At 63.1% G+C, this 21,668-nt stretch carries 21 protein-coding genes; 10 read left to right on the forward strand and 11 right to left on the reverse strand.

Features of this window, described 5'->3' with window-relative positions; genetic code table 11:
- Window positions 1–18: 18 nt before the first annotated feature.
- Window positions 19–1,746: a hypothetical protein gene (locus B4F51_RS16685; RefSeq protein ID WP_296227342.1), complete on the reverse strand. Its 1,728-nt coding sequence runs from the start codon at window positions 1,744–1,746 to the stop codon at window positions 19–21.
- A gap of 378 nt (window positions 1,747–2,124) precedes the next feature.
- On the opposite strand from B4F51_RS16685, the gene B4F51_RS16690 reads away from it, so the two are divergent.
- From B4F51_RS16690 to B4F51_RS16725, 8 genes are all read left to right on the forward strand, one after another.
- Window positions 2,125–3,618, forward strand: a complete 1,494-nt coding sequence (locus B4F51_RS16690; protein WP_296227344.1) for an FAD-linked oxidase C-terminal domain-containing protein — start codon at window positions 2,125–2,127, stop codon at window positions 3,616–3,618.
- Between the two features lie 62 nt (window positions 3,619–3,680).
- Window positions 3,681–4,823 (forward strand): glycolate oxidase subunit GlcE, encoded by a 1,143-nt coding sequence (glcE, locus tag B4F51_RS16695; protein WP_296227346.1) that lies wholly within the window; start codon window positions 3,681–3,683, stop codon window positions 4,821–4,823.
- A 15-nt stretch (window positions 4,824–4,838) separates the two neighbouring features.
- Complete coding sequence (gene glcF / locus B4F51_RS16700) at window positions 4,839–6,083, forward strand: glycolate oxidase subunit GlcF (protein WP_296227348.1); 1,245 nt, start codon at window positions 4,839–4,841, stop codon at window positions 6,081–6,083.
- A gap of 52 nt (window positions 6,084–6,135) precedes the next feature.
- Window positions 6,136–6,513, forward strand: coding sequence for a CidA/LrgA family protein (locus tag B4F51_RS16705; protein ID WP_296227350.1), 378 nt, complete (start codon window positions 6,136–6,138; stop codon window positions 6,511–6,513).
- Entirely contained in the window at window positions 6,510–7,241 is a 732-nt protein-coding gene (locus B4F51_RS16710) for an LrgB family protein (protein WP_296227352.1), read from the forward strand. Before B4F51_RS16705 ends, B4F51_RS16710 begins: the two co-directional genes overlap by 4 nt.
- A gap of 170 nt (window positions 7,242–7,411) precedes the next feature.
- Window positions 7,412–7,807 (forward strand): VOC family protein, encoded by a 396-nt coding sequence (locus tag B4F51_RS16715; protein ID WP_296227354.1) that lies wholly within the window; start codon window positions 7,412–7,414, stop codon window positions 7,805–7,807.
- Between the two features lie 71 nt (window positions 7,808–7,878).
- Window positions 7,879–8,358, forward strand: a complete 480-nt coding sequence (locus B4F51_RS16720; protein ID WP_296227356.1) for a cupin domain-containing protein — start codon at window positions 7,879–7,881, stop codon at window positions 8,356–8,358.
- A gap of 42 nt (window positions 8,359–8,400) precedes the next feature.
- Complete coding sequence (locus tag B4F51_RS16725; protein ID WP_296227358.1) at window positions 8,401–9,099, forward strand: helix-turn-helix transcriptional regulator; 699 nt, start codon at window positions 8,401–8,403, stop codon at window positions 9,097–9,099.
- On the opposite strand, the gene B4F51_RS16730 is transcribed toward B4F51_RS16725, so the two are convergent.
- From B4F51_RS16730 to B4F51_RS16770, 9 genes are all read right to left on the reverse strand, one after another.
- Window positions 9,096–9,605 carry a glutathione peroxidase gene (locus tag B4F51_RS16730; protein WP_296227360.1) on the reverse strand — a complete coding sequence of 170 codons (510 nt, stop codon included), beginning with the start codon at window positions 9,603–9,605 and terminating at the stop codon, window positions 9,096–9,098. The two genes, B4F51_RS16725 and B4F51_RS16730, sit on opposite strands and share 4 nt — an antisense overlap.
- A gap of 87 nt (window positions 9,606–9,692) precedes the next feature.
- A complete protein-coding gene (locus B4F51_RS16735) occupies window positions 9,693–12,953 on the reverse strand; it encodes a pilus assembly protein (protein WP_296227362.1) in 3,261 nt (1,086 codons plus the stop codon).
- A 35-nt stretch (window positions 12,954–12,988) separates the two neighbouring features.
- The gene (locus tag B4F51_RS16740; protein ID WP_296227364.1) at window positions 12,989–13,546 is read right to left on the reverse strand and encodes a pilus assembly PilX N-terminal domain-containing protein; all 558 of its coding nucleotides are present in this window, start codon (window positions 13,544–13,546) and stop codon (window positions 12,989–12,991) included.
- A gap of 3 nt (window positions 13,547–13,549) precedes the next feature.
- Window positions 13,550–14,596, reverse strand: a complete 1,047-nt coding sequence (locus B4F51_RS16745; protein WP_296227366.1) for a PilW family protein — start codon at window positions 14,594–14,596, stop codon at window positions 13,550–13,552.
- A complete protein-coding gene (gene pilV, locus B4F51_RS16750; protein WP_296227369.1) occupies window positions 14,593–15,195 on the reverse strand; it encodes a type IV pilus modification protein PilV in 603 nt (200 codons plus the stop codon). The genes B4F51_RS16745 and pilV overlap by 4 nt, the downstream gene beginning before the upstream one ends.
- Entirely contained in the window at window positions 15,192–15,704 is a 513-nt protein-coding gene (locus tag B4F51_RS16755) for a GspH/FimT family pseudopilin (RefSeq protein WP_296227371.1), read from the reverse strand. The genes pilV and B4F51_RS16755 overlap by 4 nt, the downstream gene beginning before the upstream one ends.
- Window positions 15,705–15,707: 3 nt before the next feature.
- A complete protein-coding gene (locus B4F51_RS16760) occupies window positions 15,708–16,130 on the reverse strand; it encodes a type IV pilin protein (RefSeq protein ID WP_349676299.1) in 423 nt (140 codons plus the stop codon).
- 216 nt (window positions 16,131–16,346) lie between these two features.
- Window positions 16,347–17,486 carry a PilT/PilU family type 4a pilus ATPase gene (locus tag B4F51_RS16765; protein WP_296227373.1) on the reverse strand — a complete coding sequence of 380 codons (1,140 nt, stop codon included), beginning with the start codon at window positions 17,484–17,486 and terminating at the stop codon, window positions 16,347–16,349.
- A 54-nt stretch (window positions 17,487–17,540) separates the two neighbouring features.
- Window positions 17,541–18,584 (reverse strand): type IV pilus twitching motility protein PilT, encoded by a 1,044-nt coding sequence (locus B4F51_RS16770; protein ID WP_296227375.1) that lies wholly within the window; start codon window positions 18,582–18,584, stop codon window positions 17,541–17,543.
- Window positions 18,585–18,705: 121 nt separating this feature from the next.
- On the opposite strand from B4F51_RS16770, the gene B4F51_RS16775 reads away from it, so the two are divergent.
- Together B4F51_RS16775 and proC are read left to right on the forward strand one after the other, a co-directional pair.
- Window positions 18,706–19,428, forward strand: coding sequence for a YggS family pyridoxal phosphate-dependent enzyme (locus tag B4F51_RS16775; protein WP_296227377.1), 723 nt, complete (start codon window positions 18,706–18,708; stop codon window positions 19,426–19,428).
- Window positions 19,429–19,464: 36 nt separating this feature from the next.
- Entirely contained in the window at window positions 19,465–20,289 is an 825-nt protein-coding gene (proC, locus tag B4F51_RS16780) for a pyrroline-5-carboxylate reductase (protein WP_296227379.1), read from the forward strand.
- 501 nt (window positions 20,290–20,790) lie between these two features.
- Here the strand turns inward: proC and ubiA are convergent.
- Window positions 20,791–21,666 (reverse strand): 4-hydroxybenzoate octaprenyltransferase, encoded by an 876-nt coding sequence (gene ubiA, locus B4F51_RS16785; RefSeq protein ID WP_296227382.1) that lies wholly within the window; start codon window positions 21,664–21,666, stop codon window positions 20,791–20,793.
- Window positions 21,667–21,668: the final 2 nt, after the last annotated feature.

A 21,668-nucleotide genomic window follows, 5' to 3' on the forward strand; every position in this document is an offset into this window, starting at 1 on the left:
CGATTTGTTCAGGGCCGACTAGGTAAAGGACCAGCGTCCCGTCTCATTCGCGCCCTTGGTCTCGATCACAGATATCACTTGGCCAGCACTGTTGTATGACCAATTCATTTTTGTGATTGAGTCGGCCGGGGCAGCTACAAAGCCTGTAGCACCGCTTTGATCATCCGTATAAAACCAAGCGTATGTTGTTACTCGGCCGGCGGAATCATATGTGAGGCTATCAATTCGGCCCGGAGAAGCTATACGCACCGGAACGCGTAGCGTGGGATGCCACTCAACATTTGTCGTCTTTGCTGCCACCGTGCCAGCGCCAACAACACGTTGCGTCTCGCGCCCGTCAGCGTCGTACAAGAAGGTGGTTACTGTACCGTCGTACGCAACCTTGCGCGCGACATTACCGTTTGCGTCGTATTCGCTGCGGAGGGATGTCTTGCCGCATGTTGGGCAAGGTGCGCTCACTCCTGTCGGCAACAACACGCCGTTCTGTTTCAGGAAGCTATAGACACTGCTCCCGCCATCCGGCGTCAGCACCGTCGTCTGTCCATCTGGGCCATACTGGAATTGATAACGATCCGCACCGGCAGTCAGCTCACTGAGGATGGCTCGGCCCTGATCGTCATAGGCATAGGAGGCGTATCGAACGCCTGCCTCGTCGATCACGCCGGTCAATGCAGTGGGAAAGCGTGTGTCTTCATAGACGTATTGACGCGTGGTGTTATCTGGTCGCGTGACCGTGGACAACATGCCATTGGTGTTGTAGGCGTACTTGGTAGTGGCTCCGTCAGGAACGATGATGCTGGCTACATTGCCCTGTGCATCATAGTCAAATTTCAGAGCGCGACCGCTTGGCGCGGTGACCGAAATTAATTGTTCAGCCTTGTTGTACGCAAGCGTGGTCGGCCGTCGCCCCGGTACCTGAACACTCTGCAGCCTTCCCTTCGCATTGTAGATTTCAACCGTACCTGTTGCGTGTACGGTATAGCGCCATGTGACAACGTCGCCATCGGTGACGCGCTCAACCGTCCCATCATGGCCGACTGCACTCCATTTGCTGCCAGTCTTGAGCAACTTCAGCACCTCTCCATCTGCTCTCAGCACAGATATCTGGGGAGATTCCGACCCGTTGATGGCAATCGGCACATCAATCTCCCGGTGCCATTCAAAAAGCCACCGCCCTTGGCCAGCTTTCGGTCCAAAAAGAACGTGGGATCGATATGTTCGTGCCAACGGGAGTTCTTCACTGCCCGATTCATCACGCTCAGTTAATACTTTTACACCGGTTCCGGGAAAAACCGGATGAGAGATGGGGCAAATTTTGACTAGTGGTCGAATTGGCTCGCAATAGCCATCCCGATTTTTATCATAACCGTCTGCACATTCGCCAAGCCGCATCACATAGCCAAATCTTGAATTATATATATAATTATAATTAAGCCAGTATCCACTGGCGCCAGTTGAAACCCAGAAATACTCATCCTCATGTTTTTCGCTAACACACCGCTCCCTCTCCAGATCAACACCAACATAAGACCTACTCTGCTCTAATTTATAACCCCAAGACTCTTCTATATAGTCATATGCAAACCAAGGCGACACCCTTGATATTCCCTCATACAACGCGCGACACGCAGCCTCCGGACTATTTCGATCAACAGAATTGTATTGTCCAAATATCCCGTCATCCCATGCCGTCCATTTATGACCATCGGCGCCAGTAGACACCCCGTATGCGGGAAATGAACTCATGAAAATCACCAACAACGACGAAAACCATTTTCCACAGCACCAAGAAGATCTCTCTCGATATATGTTTTTCATCCCACATCCTGCTATCTTGTCAACCATTCACCACTTAGAATGGAAAAATGTAAGATAAACATCACTTAACATCCATAGGATTCCGCCTATCCTTGTGTGCGTCGCAGCATTTTTGGATTGAATGATTGGATTGGATTGGATTGGTAGGCCCCTGCTTTGCTGCAACGCGATGAACCAGATTGGCCCGCGCCGCGAGCCAAATTCATCGCAGCAAAAGTCCTTAACACGCCGCGCGGCGCGGCGGCCGGGCTATAGTGCCTCTCACCCCGGCCACCGCTGCCGGGCAAGAACGATGAGAGACACCCCATGAACGCGCCGCTGCCCACCGCCACCCGTGATCCGTCTGCCCTGCAGGCCGAGCTGACCGCCGCGCTATCGCAAATCGTGTCCGACGACGCCCTGCTCTGGGAGCGCGAAGACATCGTCCCGTACGAATGCGATGGCCTCGCTGCCTACCGCCAGGTGCCGCTGGCCGTGGTGTTGCCGGATACCGAGGCGCAGGTCGTCGAAATCCTGCGCGTGTGCCACCGCATGGGCGTACCCGTGGTGCCGCGCGGCGCAGGCACGAGCCTGTCGGGCGGCGCGATGCCCACGCCGGGCGGGCTGGTGCTGTCGCTGGCCAAGTTCAAGCGCATCCTCAAGGTTGATCCGACTACGCGCACGGCGGTCGTGCAGCCGGGCGTGCGCAACCTCGCCATCTCCGAGGCAGCCAACCCGCACGGGCTGTACTACGCGCCCGATCCGTCATCGCAGATTGCGTGCACGATTGGCGGCAACGTGAACGAGAACTCCGGCGGCGTGCATTGCCTGAAGTACGGCCTGACCGTACACAACGTGCTGCGCGTGCGCGCCGTGATGATGGATGGCGAGGTGGTCGAGTTTGGCAGCGAGGCACCCGACGCCCCCGGCCTGGACCTGCTGGCCACCGTGATTGGCTCCGAAGGCATGCTGGCCGTGGTGACGGAAGTGACCGTGCGCCTGATCCCCAAGCCGCAGCTCGCGCAGGTCATCATGGCGAGCTTTGACGACGTGGGAACGGGCGGCAACGCCGTGGCCGACGTGATTGCCGCCGGCATCATCCCAGCCGGGCTGGAGATGATGGACAAGCCCGCCACCGCCGCCGTGGAGGAATTCGTCTGCGCCGGCTACGACCTCGACGCCGCCGCCATCCTGCTGTGCGAATCCGACGGCACGCCTGAAGAGGTGGCCGAAGAAATCGCCCGCATGAGCGAAGTGCTGCGCGCCTCGGGCGCCACGCGCATTCAGGTGTCGCAGAGCGAGGCCGAGCGCCTGAAGTTCTGGAGTGGCCGCAAGAACGCGTTTCCGGCTGCCGGGCGCATCTCGCCCGACTATTACTGCATGGACGGCACCATCCCGCGCAAGCACATCGGCACGCTGCTCAAACGCATCCAGGAGATGGAGCAGAAGTACGCCCTGCGCTGCATCAACGTGTTCCACGCGGGGGACGGCAACATGCACCCGCTCATCCTCTTCAACGGCGAAGACCAGGACGAATGGCACCGCGCCGAGCTTTTCGGCTCGGACATCCTCGAGACCTGCGTCGAATTGGGCGGCACCGTCACGGGCGAGCACGGCGTGGGCGTGGAGAAGCTCAGCTCGATGTGCGTGCAGTTCTCGGCCGAAGAGCGCGATGCCTTCCTGAGCGTGAAGGCCGCCTTCGACCCGGCGCGCCTCTTGAATCCCGACAAGGCCATCCCCACGCTCGCTCGCTGTGCTGAATACGGCAAGCTGCACGTGCGCAACGGCCTGCTGCCGCATCCCGACCTGCCGCGTTTCTGATCGCCGCCTGACCACTCCAAAGCCGCGCGCAGCGAATACGCTGCCGCGCCCGAAGGTTCAACATGCAAACCACGCCAGAAGCCGCCCTTCCACCCACGCTCGCCCGCTTTCGCGACGCCATCACGCAGGCCGCGAGCAGCCGCACGCCGCTCACGCTGCGTGGCGGCGGCACCAAGGATTTCTACGGCCGCTCGACAATGACCGAGGCTGCCAACGCCACCGTGCTCGACACACGCGAGTGGTCCGGCATCGTCGATTACGACTGCGCGGAATTGGTGATTACCGCGCGCAGCGGCACGCCGCTCACTGAAATCGAAGCCGCGCTGGCCGAGCACCGCCAGATGCTGGCGTTCGAGCCGCCGCACTTTGCCGCAGGTGGTAAGCAGGCGACCGTGGGCGGCGCGTTCGCATCCGGCCTGTCGGGCCCACGCCGGCAGTCGGTTGGCGCGCTGCGTGATTTCGTGCTCGGCGCCGTGATCATGGACGGCCGGGGCAACATGCTGAACTTCGGCGGCCAAGTGATGAAGAACGTGGCCGGCTACGACGTCTCGCGCCTGATGGCCGGCGCGCTTGGCACGCTAGGCCTTGTCGTGCAGGTGTCGCTCAAGGTGCTGCCGATGCCGTTCTGCGATGCCACGCTGCGCTTTGCCATGGCACAAGGCGAGGCCATCGACACGCTCAACCGCTGGGGCGGTCAACCGCTGCCGATCGCGGCGTCTGCGTGGACGGGCGGCGCGCTGTGGGTGCGCCTGTGCGGCGCCGACGCTGCCGTTCGCGCTGCCATTTCCAAGCTCGGCGGCGAGCGCATCGACGAGTCTGAAGCGGCTGCGTTCTGGCGCGACCTGCGCGAGCAATCGCACACGTTCTTTGCGCGCGCCGTGCAAGATGGCCTGCCGCTGTGGCGCATCGCCCTGCCCCCAGCCACGCCGCCGTTGGCGCTTGGGGCAGCGTCAGCCGACGAACAACTCGTCGAATGGGGTGGCGGCCAGCGCTGGTGGATCGACACTTCCAGCACGCCTGCCGACGTCATCCGCGACGCCGTGCGCAAGGCCGGCGGCCACGCCACGCTGTTCCGCAACGGCGACCGCGCAAGCGATGTCTTCACGCCCGTCGCCGCACCGCTGATGGCCGTGCACAAACGCCTGAAGGACAGCTTCGACCCGCACGGCATCTTCAATCCCGGCCGCTTGTACGCAGACTTTTAAGAGCCCCGCCCCATCATGCAAATCACGCTCGCGGCGTTCCTGCGCAATACCCCCGACGGCGAAGAAGCCCAAAGCATCGTGCAGAAGTGCGTGCACTGCGGCTTCTGCACCGCCACCTGCCCGACCTACCAATTGCTCGGCGACGAGCTGGACGGCCCGCGCGGACGCATCTACCTGATGAAGCAGGTGCTGGAGGGCCAGCCCGCCGGCCACGCCACGCGCCTGCACCTGGACCGCTGCCTGACCTGCCGCAACTGCGAATCGACCTGCCCCTCCGGCGTGACCTACGGCCGGCTGGTGGAGATCGGCCGCAAGATCGTCGATGACCAGCTCGACGCGAAGGGCGAATCGCGCCCCTTGAGCGAGCGCGCCGTGCGCTGGGTGCTGCGCGAAGGGCTGACGCGGCCCGCGCTGTTCGGCCCGGCACTCAAGCTCGGGCAAGCCGTGCGGCCGCTGCTGCCGCCCGTGCTGCAGAACAAGGTCCCAGCCAAACAGCCGCAGGCCGGCGTGCGGCCAACGGCCAAACATGCGCGCAAGATGCTGCTGCTCGAAGGCTGCGTGCAGCCGGCCATGTCGCCCAACATCAATGCCGCCACGGCGCGCGTGTTCGACAAGCTGGGCGTGCAACTCATCAGCGCCGATCGCGCCGGCTGCTGTGGCGCCATCCGCTATCACATGAACGACCACGCGGGCGGGCTCGGCAACATGCGCGCCAACATCGACGCATGGTGGCCGCATATCGAAGCGGGCGCCGAGGCCATCGTCATGACGGCCTCCGGTTGCGGCGCGATGGTCAAGGAGTACGGCCACCTGCTGCGCAATGACCCCGCTTATGCCGAACGCGCAGCGCGTGTCTCCGCCATGACGCGCGACCTGTGCGAGGTGCTGCCCGCCTTCACCGAAGCGCTGCTGCAGAAAGCCAAGCCCGCCGCGCAACGCCCGCGCGTGGCCTGGCACCCGCCCTGCACGCTGCAGCACGGCCAGCAGATCCGTGGCGCGGTGGAAGCGCTGCTGGGCTCGCTGGGCGTGGACGTCAAGCTCTGTGCCGATAGCCACCTGTGCTGTGGCTCGGCCGGCACGTATTCGGTGCTGCAACCGGAACTCGCCTACCGCCTGCGCGACGACAAGCTGCGCAACCTGCAGGCCACGCAGCCTGAGCGCATCGTCAGCGCCAACATCGGCTGCGTGACGCATCTGCAGAGCGGCACCGACACGCCGGTCGAACACTGGATCGAGTTGGTGGACCGCATGCTGGCCTGAAGCGAATGCGCCCGAGTTCTATACTGGGCGCTTCGTTTTGCCCGGAGGCCCCATGCTGCAAACCTTCGCGATCCTGTTGACGTTCCAGTCGATCGGAGAGCTGCTGACGTATTCCCTGCACCTGCCAGTGCCCGGTCCGGTGATTGGCATGGTGCTGCTGGTCATCTACCTGCTGGTGGACAAGGGCCGCGTGCTCGAAATCATGCAGGGCACCGTCAGTGAACTGCTGCGCCACCTGACCATCCTGTTCGTGCCAGCCGGCGTGGGCGTCATGACGCAACTGAACCGCATCGGGCAGGAATGGCTGCCGATCGTGGTGGCGACTGTCGTGTCGACGTGGCTATCGATTGCCGCTGGTGCGCTCGTTACGCGCGCGCTGATGCGGCGCATGGGCGACCACGGTGAAGGCCACGAGGAGCTGGCCCCATGAACACGATGGCTCCCAACCTGCATCAGCTCTGGGTCTACCTTGCAGCCAGCCCGCTGCTGGGCCTGACCGCCACGCTCATTGCATACCTGATCGGCGTGCACCTTCATGAACGCAGCCGCTTCAACCCGATGGTCAATCCGCTACTGATTGCCGTGATCATCCTGGGCACGCTGCTGACAGTGACGGGCACGCCGTACAAGACCTACTTTGACGGCGCGCAGTTCGTGCACTTCCTGCTGGGCCCGGCCACGGTGGCGCTGGCGGTGCCGCTGTTCCAGCAATGGGCGAAGCTGCGCCGCCACGCGCTACCGCTGATGGGCGGGCTCCTCGCAGGGTCGGTCGTGGCGGTGGTGTCAGCAGTTGGCATCGCGTGGCTGTTGGGCGCATCGCCGGAAACGCTGCGCTCCATGGCGCCGAAATCGGTGACGATCCCGATCGCCATGGGCATCTCGGAGAAGATCGGCGGCGCGCCGACCATCACGGCGGTGCTGGTGCTCATTACCGGCATCGTGGGTGCGACCACCGCGACGCGGCTGCTGAATCTGCTGCGCGTGCGCGAGTACAGCGTGCGTGGTTTTGCCACCGGCATTGCGGCGCATGGCATCGGTACGGCGCGCGCGTTTCAGGTCCATCCGGAGGCGGGTGCGTTCTCGGCGTTGGGCATGGGCCTGAACGGCGTGCTGACCGCCGTGCTGGTGCCGCTGCTGGCGGGCTGGATTCCGCACTAGCCGGTTCCCTCCTCCGCCCCGGATTTCACTGCCTGAGCAATTTGCAACACCCTCCCTAACCCTCCTGAATGCTCCTGACAGAACGCTGTCAGGAGCCTCCCGCCAGAATTCGCTTCACCTTAACGAGACGGGTGCCCCAACCACCTGCCTCACCAACCGGAGCGAGCATCATGGCAAGCGTCATCAACTGGTTTGAAATCCCGGCCAACGACTTCCCGCGCGCGGTGAAGTTCTACGAGAACGTCTTCGACACCCAACTCAAGCAGGAAGACATGGGCGACCTGCGCATGGGCGTGTTCCCGGCGGGTGAGACCACCATCCACGGCGCGCTGGTCAAGGGCGAGGGCTTTGCCCCGTCCGACAAGGGCAGCGTGGTCTACCTGAATGCGCCGGACCTGGATGCCGTGCTCGAACGCGTGAACGGCAGCGGCGGCCAATGCGTATTCGGCCCGATGACGCTGCCCGACCACATGGGCCGCATCGCCCACATCGTCGACACCGAAGGCAACCGCGTCGGTCTGCACGAGCCCGATGCCAAGACGCAGTCGTACCTGCTACAGCAATAGGCCCACGCAGGGCGGCTGCACCGGCCGGCGCGCGGGCGCCGGCCTCCCCTATTGAGACAGAGAAGAACACCATGCCGAGTCAATCGCCGTACCTCATGCGCGCTGCTGACATTGCCGCGCGCACGCAGTCGTTTTCGCACCCCTGGAACAGTCTGTCGGAAATCCACGGCACCATGATGGGCCGGCTGCTGGGGCTCAAGCGCACCGGCATCAATTTCGCACGCGTGCCGCCGGGCAAGGAGTCGTTCGTCTATCACTCGCACCAGCGCGAAGAGGAATGGATCTACATCCTCTCTGGCGAGGCGCAGGCCGAGATCGACGACAGCCTCTTCACCGTCCGCGCTGGCGATTTCATGGCCTTCCCCGTGGGCGTGGCGCACCACCTGCGCAACTGCGGCAAGGAAGACCTCGTCTACCTGTGCGGCGGTGAACACCTGAACATCGAGATTGCCGATTTCCCCCGGCTGGGCAAGCGCATGTTGCGTCGTGGCGAGCAGGTCGACATTGTTGATATTCACCCGCAGCGCGAGCTGACGCCCTTCGGCGCGTAGGGGTAAGGCATGCGGATTGCGCGCGGCCCCAAGCGCACTACAATGCCGCGCATGACCCGCCGCGCCGACCGCCTCTTCCAAATTGCGCAGATCCTGCGAGGCCGCCGCCTGACCACGGCGGCGATGCTGGCCGACCGCCTGGGCGTGTCCGAGCGCACGGTGTATCGCGACATCCGCGATCTATCGGTTTCAGGTGTGCCGATCGAGGGCGAGGCCGGCATCGGCTACCGCATGCGCGCCGGCTTCGATCTCGCACCGCTCATGTTCACGCCGGATGAAGTCGAAGCGCTAGTGGCCGGCGCACGGATGATCAAAGCGTGGAGCGGCGGCACCATGGCCGGCTCGGTGGAGGCGGCGCTGGAGAAGCTGATGGGCGCCCTGCCCGCCGAACGCCGTTCGGAAGCCGAGACCACCCGCATCTTCGCGCCCGGCTATGGCATGAGCAGCGAGGTCAAGCAGGTCTTCGACACGCTGCACTCGGCGCTCGGCCGCCAAGCCGTCGCGCGCCTGGCCTATCGCGACGCACAAGGCCAGTTGACCGACCGCTGCATCCAGCCGCTGGGGTTGTTCTTCTGGGGGCAGGTGTGGCTCGTCGCCGCGTGGTGCGAGCACCGCCAGGACTACCGCACCTTCCGCCTCGATCGCTGCGTCAAGGTCGACATCCTGGAGCGCCACTTTGCTGAATCCGCCGAGCGCTCGCTGGCGGATTTCATGCGCAAGGTGAAGGGTTCGTCCGATTAGGCCGGCAGCGGATCAGGATCAGGTTCTGCCAGCAGCATCTCGATGTCGCCGATGATTTCCTCCGGCTTGGTCAGCGGTGCATAGCGTTTATAAACCGTGCCGTCGCGGCGCAGCAGGAACTTGGTGAAGTTCCATTTGATGGCTTCGGTGCCGAGCACGCCGGGCTTCTCCGAGGTCAGCCACTTGTACAGCGGATGGGCGTTGGCGCCGTTCACGTCGATCTTGCTGAACATCGGGAACGACACGCCGTAGTTCTTCTCGCAGAACGCGCCGATCTCTTCCGCCCCGCCCGGCTCCTGCTTGCCGAACTGGTTGCACGGAAAGCCGAGCACCTCCAGCCCCTTCTCGTTCAGGCGCTTGTACACCGCCTCCAGCCCCGCGTATTGCGGTGTGAACCCGCACTGGCTTGCCGTGTTCACGATCAGCAACACCTTGCCGCGATATTGTGACAACGGCACGTTCTGGCCTGCCAGTGAATCGGCTTGGAATGCGTAGACGTCACTCATGGCTACCCTCCGGAAGTCTGCGGAAATGGTCCGCACCTGGCTGGAATTGTAAGGCCCGCTCGTGGCGGGCCGTTGGTGGGAGCAATGCTACTTGTCGGTTAAAGAGTACCAGAAGGTTCGCTTGCGCTTGCCCAGCCCGGAGGGCTTGATAATGATGGGGTTGTATTGGTTCTGGGACGTACTTGAGTTGGCCTGATTTGCGCATCCGAAACAGACCGGCGTCGGTGTGGTGCCCCCGTTACCGTTGCCGACCAGCATCACGCCATACACTGCCGAAGGCGGAAAGCCGCCGCCATCGAGCACGATGGAACGGTTCGGGTTCTGGCCTGCCCCGGTCAGGAAGTTGACCGCATACGCCCGTGCAATGCCGAGGTTCGGGTAGCACTGGCCCGTAGCGGGAACCGGCGGCGTGTTGGTGCCGAAGTAGGCGTAACCGGCCACGGTCAGCGGCGCATTCACGACCTTCTCGCCGGCGTTGGGCAGCGTGATGAAGAAGCCGGAGCCCGAGCCGTTGTAGGCTGTCGACGTGGCATCGAAGAGGTTGGCCTCGGTGAGGGGTACCCAGCCCGAGGCCATGCTGCCGATGTTGGGGTCCTTCAGCATGTAAAAGCGGTTGACCACGTTGTAAGCCGTGCCCGGCGTGCCGGACGACGAATAAAGCGGATGCTCACGGTCGCCCGAGCCCACCAGGATGGCGTTGTACCCGGAAGTGGGCACCACGTCGGGCGCGTAGAAGAACTTGCGCGCGTTGTTGGTGTTGGCGGCGCCGCCCAGCGTGGCCAGGAGGGTCAATGTCCAGTTGGCGGGCGCATTGCCGGCGGCGGTCTGGAAATCCACACGCCACATGTTGCCGCCCAAGTCACCCACGTAGGCCATCTGGATATAGCCGCTTCCCGTGCGATCCACCACCGTGACGTCCGACGCGATCGAGCGCGTCAGGCTGGTGTTCTTCACGCATACGCCGGCCACGCCATTGCAATTGGCAAGCGCGCTCCACACCGGCGCGCCGGTATAGGTGTCGAGCACGACGATGCCACGGCCCATCGTGTCGCTCCCAGATGCCGGATCACTGTCTTCGGAGGACGCGTCGTAGCCGGCGCCCATGATCAACACCGGATTCGCATAGCCGGCCACCCGCATCAGGCGCGGCTTGGACCACGTCTGGCCGAGTTCCGGGATGTCGCTATTGCTGCGCGACCACAGGTAGCGCGGGTTGACCGGATCGGTCACGTCCAGCGCGTAGATCAGGCTGCCGCCGCGCCGCGCGGTCAGGTAGATGATGGTGCGCGGATTGCCCGGATTGCGCTGATCCTGCATGACGGTCGTGCTGCCGTCGAAGAAATCGTCGCGCGGCGCCGGCGTGGGCGTAATGCCGGGGGGCGTCGTAGAGAGTTGCACTTCCGGCGAGTTCGCATATAGGCGGCTGAGTTTGCCAATGAACTCCGGCGCGATGAAGCCCCACAGTTCGCCGCCCGGGCGCACAACGTTCGTACCTGCGGTAATGCCCCCCGTCTGGTTGGCGTTGACGGCACGGAACACACCGTCATTCGCGCCGTAAAACGCCACCACGCCAATGCTGCCGCCATAGTTGACGAGCACCGGGCGCGAATGCAGCACATCGCCGTGGACCGAACCACGCACGGTGACAGAGCCGCCCGGGCCGGTCTCCGCTTCCTGGCCGGCGCCGGTGGTGGCCCCGCCGTCGAGCGCATAGACGTCGCGCCCACGAACCCAATTGATCAGGTAGTTCTGTTGTTGCGTGGTCGTGATGCTCGGGGCGCCGCTGGTGCCGGAGTTCATGGCGCTCTGCCCGCTGCTGCCCGTCAACCAGGTATTGGATGTATCGAACGACGGCATGGCGGAGGCGGTCGGGCACTTGCCCACGCCGTTGCAGGTATAGAGCGTGCGGCTCGACTGGTCGGTCAGAATCTGCGCGCGCAGCATCTCCCCTGCCCCACCCTTTTCCACGATCTGGCCGTCGGGAGAATCCAGCTTCCAACCGGTGCCGGAGGGGCTCTTCTGCCAGAAGCCACCGCTCGGCCACCCGGTCACGCCGGTGCTGCCGTACCCGCTCGAACCAAAGGTCAACGGCGGCTCCTGGGTCCAGAAGCTCACTGCGGTCGGAGCGATGAACCCGGTGCCGGAACTGCTCAGCGCATCCTTGCTCAGCGAATCCAGCAGCGTGAAATTGCCACTGCTGTCATAGCCCACCTGATACTGCTTGAGGTTGCCCATCCAGCGCGGCGCGGCGGTCGCATCCGGCCGGAACATGCCGATGTACACCTGATTCAGGAACTGCCCCTGCGTGTTGACTGCGGCCGGCATGCTGACCGAGGCAAAGACGCTGTTGACGGCCTGAATTTCGTTCAGGATCGAAGCCAGCGCATCTTGCAGGCCCTGGACGTCGCCGAGCTTGACCACATACGCCTTGCCCCCGCCGTTGCTGGCCATGCTGGCATCAAAATCGACATAACCCTGGTTGTTGCCGTCCGTCACCGTGATGGTGTAGGTCCTGACGTTCTGCGGGTTGGCCGAATTGGCCGTGCCCTGCAGGTCGGTCTGATTCATGAAGCGCGCCCACTCATCGCCCCAGTTGCTCGCATACTTGGTGTTGCCCGGGTAGACGATCTGCGTGAGTTGATCCTTGCTTGGCGTCGGCGCGGCCGCAGCTAGGGCGTTGTACATCTGCGTGTCGCTTTCGGCGGGATGCCCGCTGGTGGTCGCGTTGCCAATGTAGATGATGAAGTTGCGCTGGCAGGTGTCCTTGACAGGCGAGGTGTACGAGTTGCCGGACAACCCCACCATTTTCTTGAGTTGGGAGTTGTAACCGTAATAAAACGACCACGCCTCCTGCATCGCCCCAGCGGTCTGCACGTTGTTTCCGTTCAGATCGTTGGGGAACTGGTTCTGCATGTACGACAGAAAACTGTTCACCCCCGTGGCGTCCATCAGCTGCAGCGTCTGCGCGGATGGCGAACTGGCGGAAGGAAAGCGGAAGACGCCGCCCGGGCTCTTGGGGTCGAACATCATCAACCCCAGGTTCAGGTTGCCGAGCAACGGTGAGGTGCTGTTGATCGACTGGATCGCGCCGTAGAGCGCGCATTGCTCGGCGCCTGAACTCTTCTTCGGGTTGGCAACCGTCAAGCCCGTTGCGTTGCAGGTGAACGACGCGGCGGCGTCGGAGTTGGCGCCATCGTCAAAGATGACCAGCACATTCGGCTTGCCGGCATTCTGCTGCAGGCCGGTGTAGAGGTCGATGTCCTCGGCACCAGCGGGCTGAGAACCAGCCAGCGCAAGCACTAGGGTTGCCGTGGCGGTCAGAGCAAGTCGTTGGGCAATGGAGCGCATGTTGGTTCTTCCTGGCTGGCTTGGCGCGGGCGGATTCAAGGGCATGCGGTGCCGGTCAGCACCCGTACTGCAACACCCTGATGCAAGGTGGTGTTCACACTGGTCGCGTTGGCGTCATTGACGTTGGCAGCCACATCCCATTGCGTCGCACTGCAGTTGGACATGCCGCCGGGAGTGCCGGCTCCGGTCAAGATGCCGGTGTCGGCGTTGTTATTGACGCCGCCAAAGCACGACGAGTCGGTGGCGTAGTTGGGGTTGGTCGGATCGGTTGTCAGTTGCGTATCGGCAATCTGCTTGGTGGCCAGGCACTGCGGTGCCGCCACTTGGGCTGTGTAGTCCGGCTTGCCGTCGCCATTCACGTCCACCGGCACGCTGGTGGCGACCGGGTTGGCGGTGAAGTCCTGGCTGATGACCTGCTCGATGCCCTGCTGCGCGGCGCCGCGCGCTTCCAGGCCGTACTGCTGGTTGGAGGCGATCTTGGTGTTGATGACGTTCGAATTCATCATCATGACGACCACACCCATGAAGATCGCCAGGAAGATCAGCGTGACAACCAAGGTCACGCCCGACTGGCGCGCCGATAGACGCCGCATGGCTTACTCCCGAGGGCCGGCCACATTGGCAGCACGCGCGATTTCCGCATAGACGTGCCGCTTGTAGCCATCGTTGAAAGGACCGGAACCGGAACCTGAGCCCGTACCGCGCCCCAGGTCGTAGGTGCGCGTGTCCGTCCAGCCGGGCGCAGCACTGAGCGTGCGCGCAAGGACGTTGATGCGCACAGCGGTGACGTTGCTCCAGTTGGTGGCGGCCGAGGTGTTCCAGTTGTAGCCACCCGCGTTGTTGCAGATGACGCTGTTGTCGATGCCGGGGTCGGCCACGTAGCAATCGGGCGACCCGTTGTTGTCGACATCCACACCGTAGGAGAAATGCACGTCCTGGATGCCCTGGGCAATCGAAGTGGGGGGCTGCTGTATCGCACCGCTCAAAAACTCCGCCATCTTGAGCGTCGGGATGCCGTCGCCATTACCGCTGCAGACGTCGCACGAGGCAATGTAGAAGGCGCGCACGCTCACCTGGCGCAATTGGGCCAACTTTCCACAGGTCTTGTCGTGCAGCGTGAAGTCTGCTGCGTTGCTGCTGAAGACGAACGGTGCGGTATCGGTGGTGCAGAACGAGTCCTGCAAGTAAGCCTGGCCCGAAGCCATGGCGGAAGGCCCCACTGCGGTAGTGGACACGCGTCGCACGACCAGGATTTCCGAGCCGGACAACCGGTTGGGCAAGCATGTCGCCGGGTTCGTATTGTTGAGTGCGTAACCGTAGATGGCCACCGGCACGGTCGCGGGGCTGTTGATGAAGCCCGGCGTACCGGCACACACATCGGGGGTGGAGATGGCCGACGTGCCCAGCAGGTTCAGATCCCCCAGGAAACCCGCGAGCCCGATCTCCTGACCGATGATGTCGAGCGCGTAGCGGCCATTCTCGATCTGGGTGGCGCTGTTGTTCAGTTGCGCGCGCGACTGCGTAGTCGACGAGTACAGACTCACCAGCGCGGTGAGCAGCAGCAGGCCGAGCGTCATCCCGACCATCAGTTCGATGAGCGACATGCCGCGCTGGCGGCGCAGGTGCTGGCGATAGGACGTCATGACAGCACCCCGATCCGCACTTGCACGCTGATGGCGCGGCGGTATGCGTCGTTACCGAAGCTGTTGCTGCCGCTGCCGCACGGCAGCGCCGACGGCACGGTCTGCACAAGGCCCTGCCACGCGACGGTCAGGCGATAGATCTGGTTGGTCGTGTCGATCACCTCGATGCAGCCGCGTGCGCCCATCATGGCACCCAGCGCAATCGTGCCGCTGGCTGCTGTCTCTGCATTGCCGAGCAGCGCAGTATTCCAGGCAGCCAGATCCGCCGCCACGGTGGCCTGCTGAGCCGCTGTGCCGGCCGTGCAACTGGGCGCTGACAAGCCGCCGCTGCCCGCCGTGGTGGTCGTGCCGGCCACCGCATAGCATGTCGCGACCTGCCGATTGGCGTTGAGCCGCGCCGTCATGTCCTGGAGCAGGGTCAGCGCCTGTACGCGCTGGTACGACTCCATCTCGGACTGGTTGGAGCGAGCCATCATCCCCGCCGCGCCCAGCAGGGCCACCAGCAGGATCACCACCGAAATCAAGACCTCGATCAGCGTCGTGCCGCGCTGCCCTGCCTTGCGCGGCCACCTGCGGTGCAAACGTGCGGATGCGCTCATGAGCAGGCTCCCGAAACCACGGCGACCCGGCCGGTACCGCCCACCTGCACACAAGACGGCGAGACCGCTTGCCCCTGCCCGACGGGCGTCACCTGAAAGGTCACCCCACCGGCCGTCGGGCGACCGTCGTTGCCGAACGAAAGCGTATTGCCGGCGCTCGGCGCAATGGTCACGCCGTTGTACGGACCAAACGTGCGGATGACCGTGGCCGGTGTTCCAGCCGTCAGCACCCAACCGCTGGCCCAACTGCTAGTAGTCGAAGTGGTCGATACGGTAGCAATGGTGTTCTGCTTGACCGCTTCGCTGCGAGCCAGCGTCATGGCGGCGGACAGGTCGAACGAGGCATTGCGCGTCGCCTGCGTGGCAATCATGTTCGAGAAGGACGGCACGGCGATGACCACGAGGATGGCCAGAACGGCCAGCGTGACCATCAGCTCAGCCAGCGTGAAACCCCGGCCTGACGGCTTGCTAAGGCCGCCCCGCTTGCGTAACTGACGCAGCGCATGCATGGCTTATTTCCAGCAGTTCGACGCACTGCCGGAAGCCGTCTTGCTGCCGGTGTTCGTCAGGGTCAACTGGCCGCAGGCGGTGTCGTTCGCTTGCTGCGAATTCTGCGGGCTGGCGACCAGTTGGTAGGAAGGCGGCACGCTGCTGGCGGTGAGCAGGAACGTGTAGTTGGCCGCCACGTTGGCCGGCACGTTGCTGGCGTACTGGAGCGTCGTCAGGTCGGGCGCATACGCCCGGTTGTCGAGCAGAAAGCGCTCCTGGGCAGCGGCCACCTCCTGCATGAAGGATTCCGCCGCCGAGCGGTTGGAGCGCACGATGTATTGAACGTAGCTGGGATAGGCGATGGCCACCAGGATGGCAACAATTGCCACCGTGATCATCAACTCGATCAGCGTAAAGCCCCGCGCCGCTTGCGCGCGCTGGCGTATCGGCTTGCTTACCACGTTGTTACCCCACCCGTATTTGCTGAAGCAGCTATCGTTGTATTGCGCGCCCGTCAAGCCTGACTAACGGGCACGCTCGCCGTTTATACGGCACTTCTCAGCAAATATTAAGGAAAGACGATGAAGTTGGGGTGACGCGTAGCAAGGCGCAAACGTTATGCGCCAAAAATTACCTTAAATGGTGTAGGCAATTTAGCAACATCACACGACATTCAGGTGCTCGGTGCCGGCGGCCAGGTCAGTCTGCCCGCCGCGCTTGCTGTGCAGCTTGATCTGCAGACGCAGGTCGTTGAGCGAATCCGCGTTGCGCAGCGCATCTTCGTAGGTGATCTTGTCTTCTTCGTACAACTCGAACAGCGCCTGGTCGAACGAGATCATCCCCTGCTCGCGGGATTTCTTCATGACCTCCTTCAGCTCGTGCACCTCGCCCTTGAAGATGAGGTCCTGCACCAGCGGCGTGCCGAGCATGATCTCCACCGCAGGCACGCGCCCCTTCTTGCCTTTGCGCGGCAAGAGGCGCTGCGCGATCATCGCGCGCATGTTCAGCGACAGATCAATCAGCAACTGCTGGCGCTTCTCTTCCGGGAAGAAGTTGATGATCCGGTCGATCGCCTGGTTCGAGCTGTTGGCGTGCAGCGTGGCGAGGCACAGGTGGCCGGTTTCCGCATACTGGATGGCGTATTCCATCGTGTCGCGGTCGCGGATCTCGCCAATCAGGATCACATCCGGCGCTTGACGCAGCGTGTTCTTCAGTGCCACGTGCCACGACTCGGTATCGACGCCCACCTCGCGCTGCGTCACCACGCAGTTCTGGTGCGCGTGCACGTATTCCACCGGGTCTTCAATCGTGATGATGTGGCCGTACGAGTTGGCGTTGCGGTAGCCCACCATCGCCGCCAGCGAGGTCGACTTGCCCGAGCCTGTCGCGCCCACCATGATCACCAGCCCGCGCTTGCTCATCACGATCTCGTTGAGGATCGGTGGCAAATCCAGCTCGCCCAGCGTCGGAATCTTGGAGTTGATGGTCCGCAGCACCATGCCGGCACGGCCCTGCTGCATGAACGCCGACACCCGGAAACGCCCCGCGCCCGGCGCCGTAATGGCGAAGTTGCACTCAGAGCTCGCTTCAAACTCGCGCAACTGCTTGTCGTTCATGATCGACTTGACCAATCCGATGGCCTGCGTCGCGTTCAGCGGCTGCTGCGAGATCGGCGTGACCTTGCCGTCCACCTTGATGGCGGGCGGAAAATCCGAGGTGATGAACAAGTCCGAGCCACGGCTGTTCACCATCAACTGCAAGAGTTCGTGGATGTATTTGGTGGCGGCTTCGCGGTCCAGCATGGCGTGCCCCTCCTAAGAAATCGATGAAAGGTCGCAGCGGCGACCGTCAATGCGTCAGTTGGCGAACGCGTCCGGATTCTTGGCGATGGCGCGCGCGTCCGCGTAGTTGATCGCCGAACGCTTGATGAGCTCCGACAGGCACTGGTCGAGCGTCTGCATGCCCATACCGCTGCTGGTCTGCATCATCGAGTACATCTGCGAAATCTTATTCTCGCGGATCAGGTGGCGGATAGCGGGCGTGGCGATCATGATCTCGTGCGCAGCGATCCGGCCCGAGCCGTCGCGCGTCTTGAGCAGCGTCTGCGAGATCACCGCTTCCAGCGACTCGGAAAGCATGGTCCGGACCATCTCCTTCTCGTCAGACGGGAACACGTCGACGACCCGGTCGATGGTCTTCGCGGCCGAGCTGGTGTGCAGCGTGCCGAACACCAAGTGCCCGGTTTCAGCGGCGGTGAGCGCAAGGCGGATCGTTTCGAGGTCACGCAATTCGCCGACCAGGACCACGTCCGGGTCTTCACGCAGTGCCGACTTCAACGCGTTGGCGAACGAGTGCGTATGGGGCCCGAGCTCGCGTTGGTTGATCAGGCTCTTTTTCGATTCGTGCACGAATTCGATCGGGTCCTCCACCGTGAGGATGTGGCCCATGTCGTTTTCGTTGCGGTGGTTCACCATCGCTGCCAGCGTGGTCGATTTGCCCGAACCGGTCGGGCCCGTGACGAGCACCAGGCCGCGCGGCTTCATCGACAGATCGGCAAACACGGCGGGCGCCTTCAGGTCGTCCAGCGTCAGCACCTTGGACGGAATCGTCCGGAACACGGCCGAGGCGCCGCGGTTCTGATTGAAGGCATTGACCCGGAAACGCGACAGCCCCGCGATCTCAAACGAGAAGTCGACTTCCAGGTTTTCTTCGTACACCTTGCGCTGCCCGTCGCTCATGATGTCGTACACCATGGCGTGCACATCCTGGTGCGTGAGCGGCGGCACGTTGATCCGGCGCATGTCACCGTGAATCCGGATCATCGGCGGCAGTCCGGCCGACAAGTGCAAATCGGACGCTTTGTTCTTGGCGGCAAAGGCCAGAAGCTGCGCGATGTCCATCTATAATGACCCCCGACTTTTTTATGTCGCCTTGGCGTCGCAATGTCGCCCCAAGACGCGCTCCGGGCCCTTGAAAAGGCGTGCCGGAACCTTGTTTATTTGTAACAAACGTCGCCGGATTATGTCTGTAATCGCCGCCAACTTGCAAGCCGTGCGTCAACGGATCACAACGGCCTGCACACTGGCTTCGCGCGATCCTGCCGGTGTCACATTGCTGGCCGTTTCCAAGACGTTCGATGCCGATGCCGTGCGTGCCGCGCATGCTGCGGGGCAACGCCTCTTTGGCGAAAACTACGTACAGGAAGGCATCGCCAAGATCGACGCGCTGGCTGATCTGCGCACCGGCCCCGACCCGATCGGCTGGCATTTCATCGGCCCCCTGCAAAGCAACAAAACGCGCTCGGTGGCCGAGCACTTCGACTGGGTGCACAGCATCGATCGCCTGAAGATCGCCGAACGCCTGTCTGCCCAACGCCCCGACACCCTGCCGCCCTTGCAGGTCTGCCTGGAAATCAACATCAGCCGGCAGGCCAGCAAGCATGGCCTGCTGCCGGACTTCGACGAGGTGCTGGCCGTGGCGCGTGCCGTGGCCACCCTACCCCGCCTGCGGCTGCGTGGCCTGATGGCCGTGCCCGAACCCACCGACGATCCGGTTGCCCAGCGCAAGCCCTTTGCCGATCTGCAGGCCCTGGCAAATCGGCTGCGCGAGGCCGGCATCGCGCTCGATACCCTGTCGATGGGCATGTCTGCCGATCTGGAAGACGCGATTGCCGAGGGCGCCACCATCGTGCGCGTCGGCAGCGCCATCTTCGGCGCGCGGCACTATGCGCAGTCGCCGGCCTGAATTCCTGTTCCTGTCTCTCTTCACCCCACCACTCTCATGCTCGACACTCTGAAATTCGGCTTCATCGGCGGCGGCAACATGGCGGCGGCTCTCATCGGCGGCTTGATTGCCAAGGGCGCGCACGGCGCCAACATCGTGGTGGTGGACCCGACTGACGCGGCCCGCACCCGCGCCGAGCAAACCTGGGGCTCCCGCGTTGCCGCCGCGCCCGGCACTGAGCTGGCCGACCGCGACGTGATCGTCCTGGCCGTCAAACCGCAGCAGATGCGTGAAGTATGTGCGCAACTCGCGCCGCATCTGGGCGACAGCCTGGTGCTGTCGGTCGCGGCCGGCATCCGCATCCAAGACTTGTCGCGCTGGCTCGGCGGCCACACTCGCATCGTGCGCGCCATGCCGAATACGCCTGCCCTGTCTGGCCTCGGCATGACCGGACTCGCAGCCAACGCCGGCCTGTCCGAAGCTGACCGCAGCACCGCCAGTGCCATCGCCAACGCAGTCGGCAAGAGCCTGTGGGTGCCTGCCGAGGCACAGATCGATGCAGTGACAGCTATCTCGGGCAGCGGCCCTGCCTATGTGTTCTATTTCATCGAGGCGATGCAGCAGGCGGCGCAGGATTTGGGCCTGTCTGCCGAAGATGGCCGCGCGCTGGCGGTGGAAACGTTCATCGGCGCGGCCACGCTGGCCGGCCAGTCGAGCGAGCCGGTGGAAGTGTTGCGCGAGCGCGTGACGTCCAAGGGTGGCACGACCTACGCGGCGCTGACTTCGATGGAGGGTGCGGGCGTCAAGGCTGCCTTCGTGCGTGCCATGCATGCTGCCGCTGCGCGTGGGAGGGAAATGGGTGAGGAGTTTGGGCGGGATTGAGTTGCTGCGGGGGTGGGCTATTGGCTCTGTTTTTTTTGTGGTCCATCCCCTGTTTCATCCCCTGCCGGGGCTGACCTACTTTTCTTTGTCTTGCCAAAGAAAGTAAGCAAAGAAAAGCGCGCCCAATGCGGCGAAAGACTCCTTGAATTTATGTCGCAAGGAGGGGAAGGGAAAAACTCGCTGCGCTCAAACAGTTTCCCTTCCTTTTTCCTCCTTGCAACAGAAATTCAAGGCGCCGCATAGGGCAGGAAAGTCAAAGGCCAAACCATCTGGGCAACAGCCAAAACGATAAGGCCAACCTCGCGAGGGGTTGGCCTTTGTGTTTTGACGTTGTGCCCTTGATGGCGCCTTGAATTTTTGTAAGCGAGCGGAAAAAAGAAGGAGGCTTGTCTGAGCGCAGCGAGTTTGCCTCCTTCTCCGCTCGGTTACACAAATTCAAGGAGTCTTTCGCCANNGCAGGGGATGAAACAAGGGATGCACCACAAGCGCCCAGCCTGAGCATCAGCGCAGCGCGTAAGCAGCGGCAACGCCAACAAACACGCAAGCCCCAAGCCAGTTGTTGTGGCGAAAGACAAAGAAACACTTCATCCGATCCCGCGTGCGCAGCATCGGGTAATACCAAAGTGCCAGCGCCACAGCGGCCGCCAGCCCGATCCAGAACGCCACGCCCAGCGCCATCACGTGGCCGGCCCAGGCCATGATCCCGAAGAAGCCCACGTAGCACAGCATGATGGCCGCCACGTCAAAACGCCCGAAGGTGATGGCCGAGGTCTTGATGCCGATGTGCAGGTCGTCATCGCGGTCGACCATGGCGTAGGCGGTGTCGTAGGCGACGGCCCAGAACACGTTGCTGATCAGCATGAGCCACGCCAGCACCGGCACCTGATCCTGCACGGCGGCATACGCCATCGGAATGCCGAAGCCGAACGCAATACCCAGGTAGGCCTGCGGAATGGCAAAGAAGCGCTTGAAGAACGGGTACGTGCCGGCAATCACGATGGCCGCCACCGACATCCACTTGGTCAGCGCATTGAGCGGCAGGATGAGCGTGAAGGCGATGAGCGACAGCACGGCAGCCACGGCCAGCGCCTCCCACGGCGCAATCAGGCCGGCGGTCAGCGGGCGTTCCTTGGTGCGCTTGACGTGCTTGTCGAAATCCCGATCCGCCCAATCGTTGACAGCACAGCCGGCCGAGCGCATGAGGAAGGTGCCGACCGTGAAGATCGCCACCAGCGACAGCGGCGGATGCCCATCAGCGGCCATCCATAGCGACCACAGTGTCGGCCACAGCAACAGCAGCGTGCCGATCGGCTTGTCGATGCGCATCAGGCGCGCATAGAGCACGAGGCGGCTGGGTTGGGCGGCGGACGACTGCATGG

This window comes from Ralstonia sp. UBA689, assembly GCF_002298975.1.
Classification (GTDB): Bacteria; Pseudomonadota; Gammaproteobacteria; order Burkholderiales; family Burkholderiaceae; genus Ralstonia.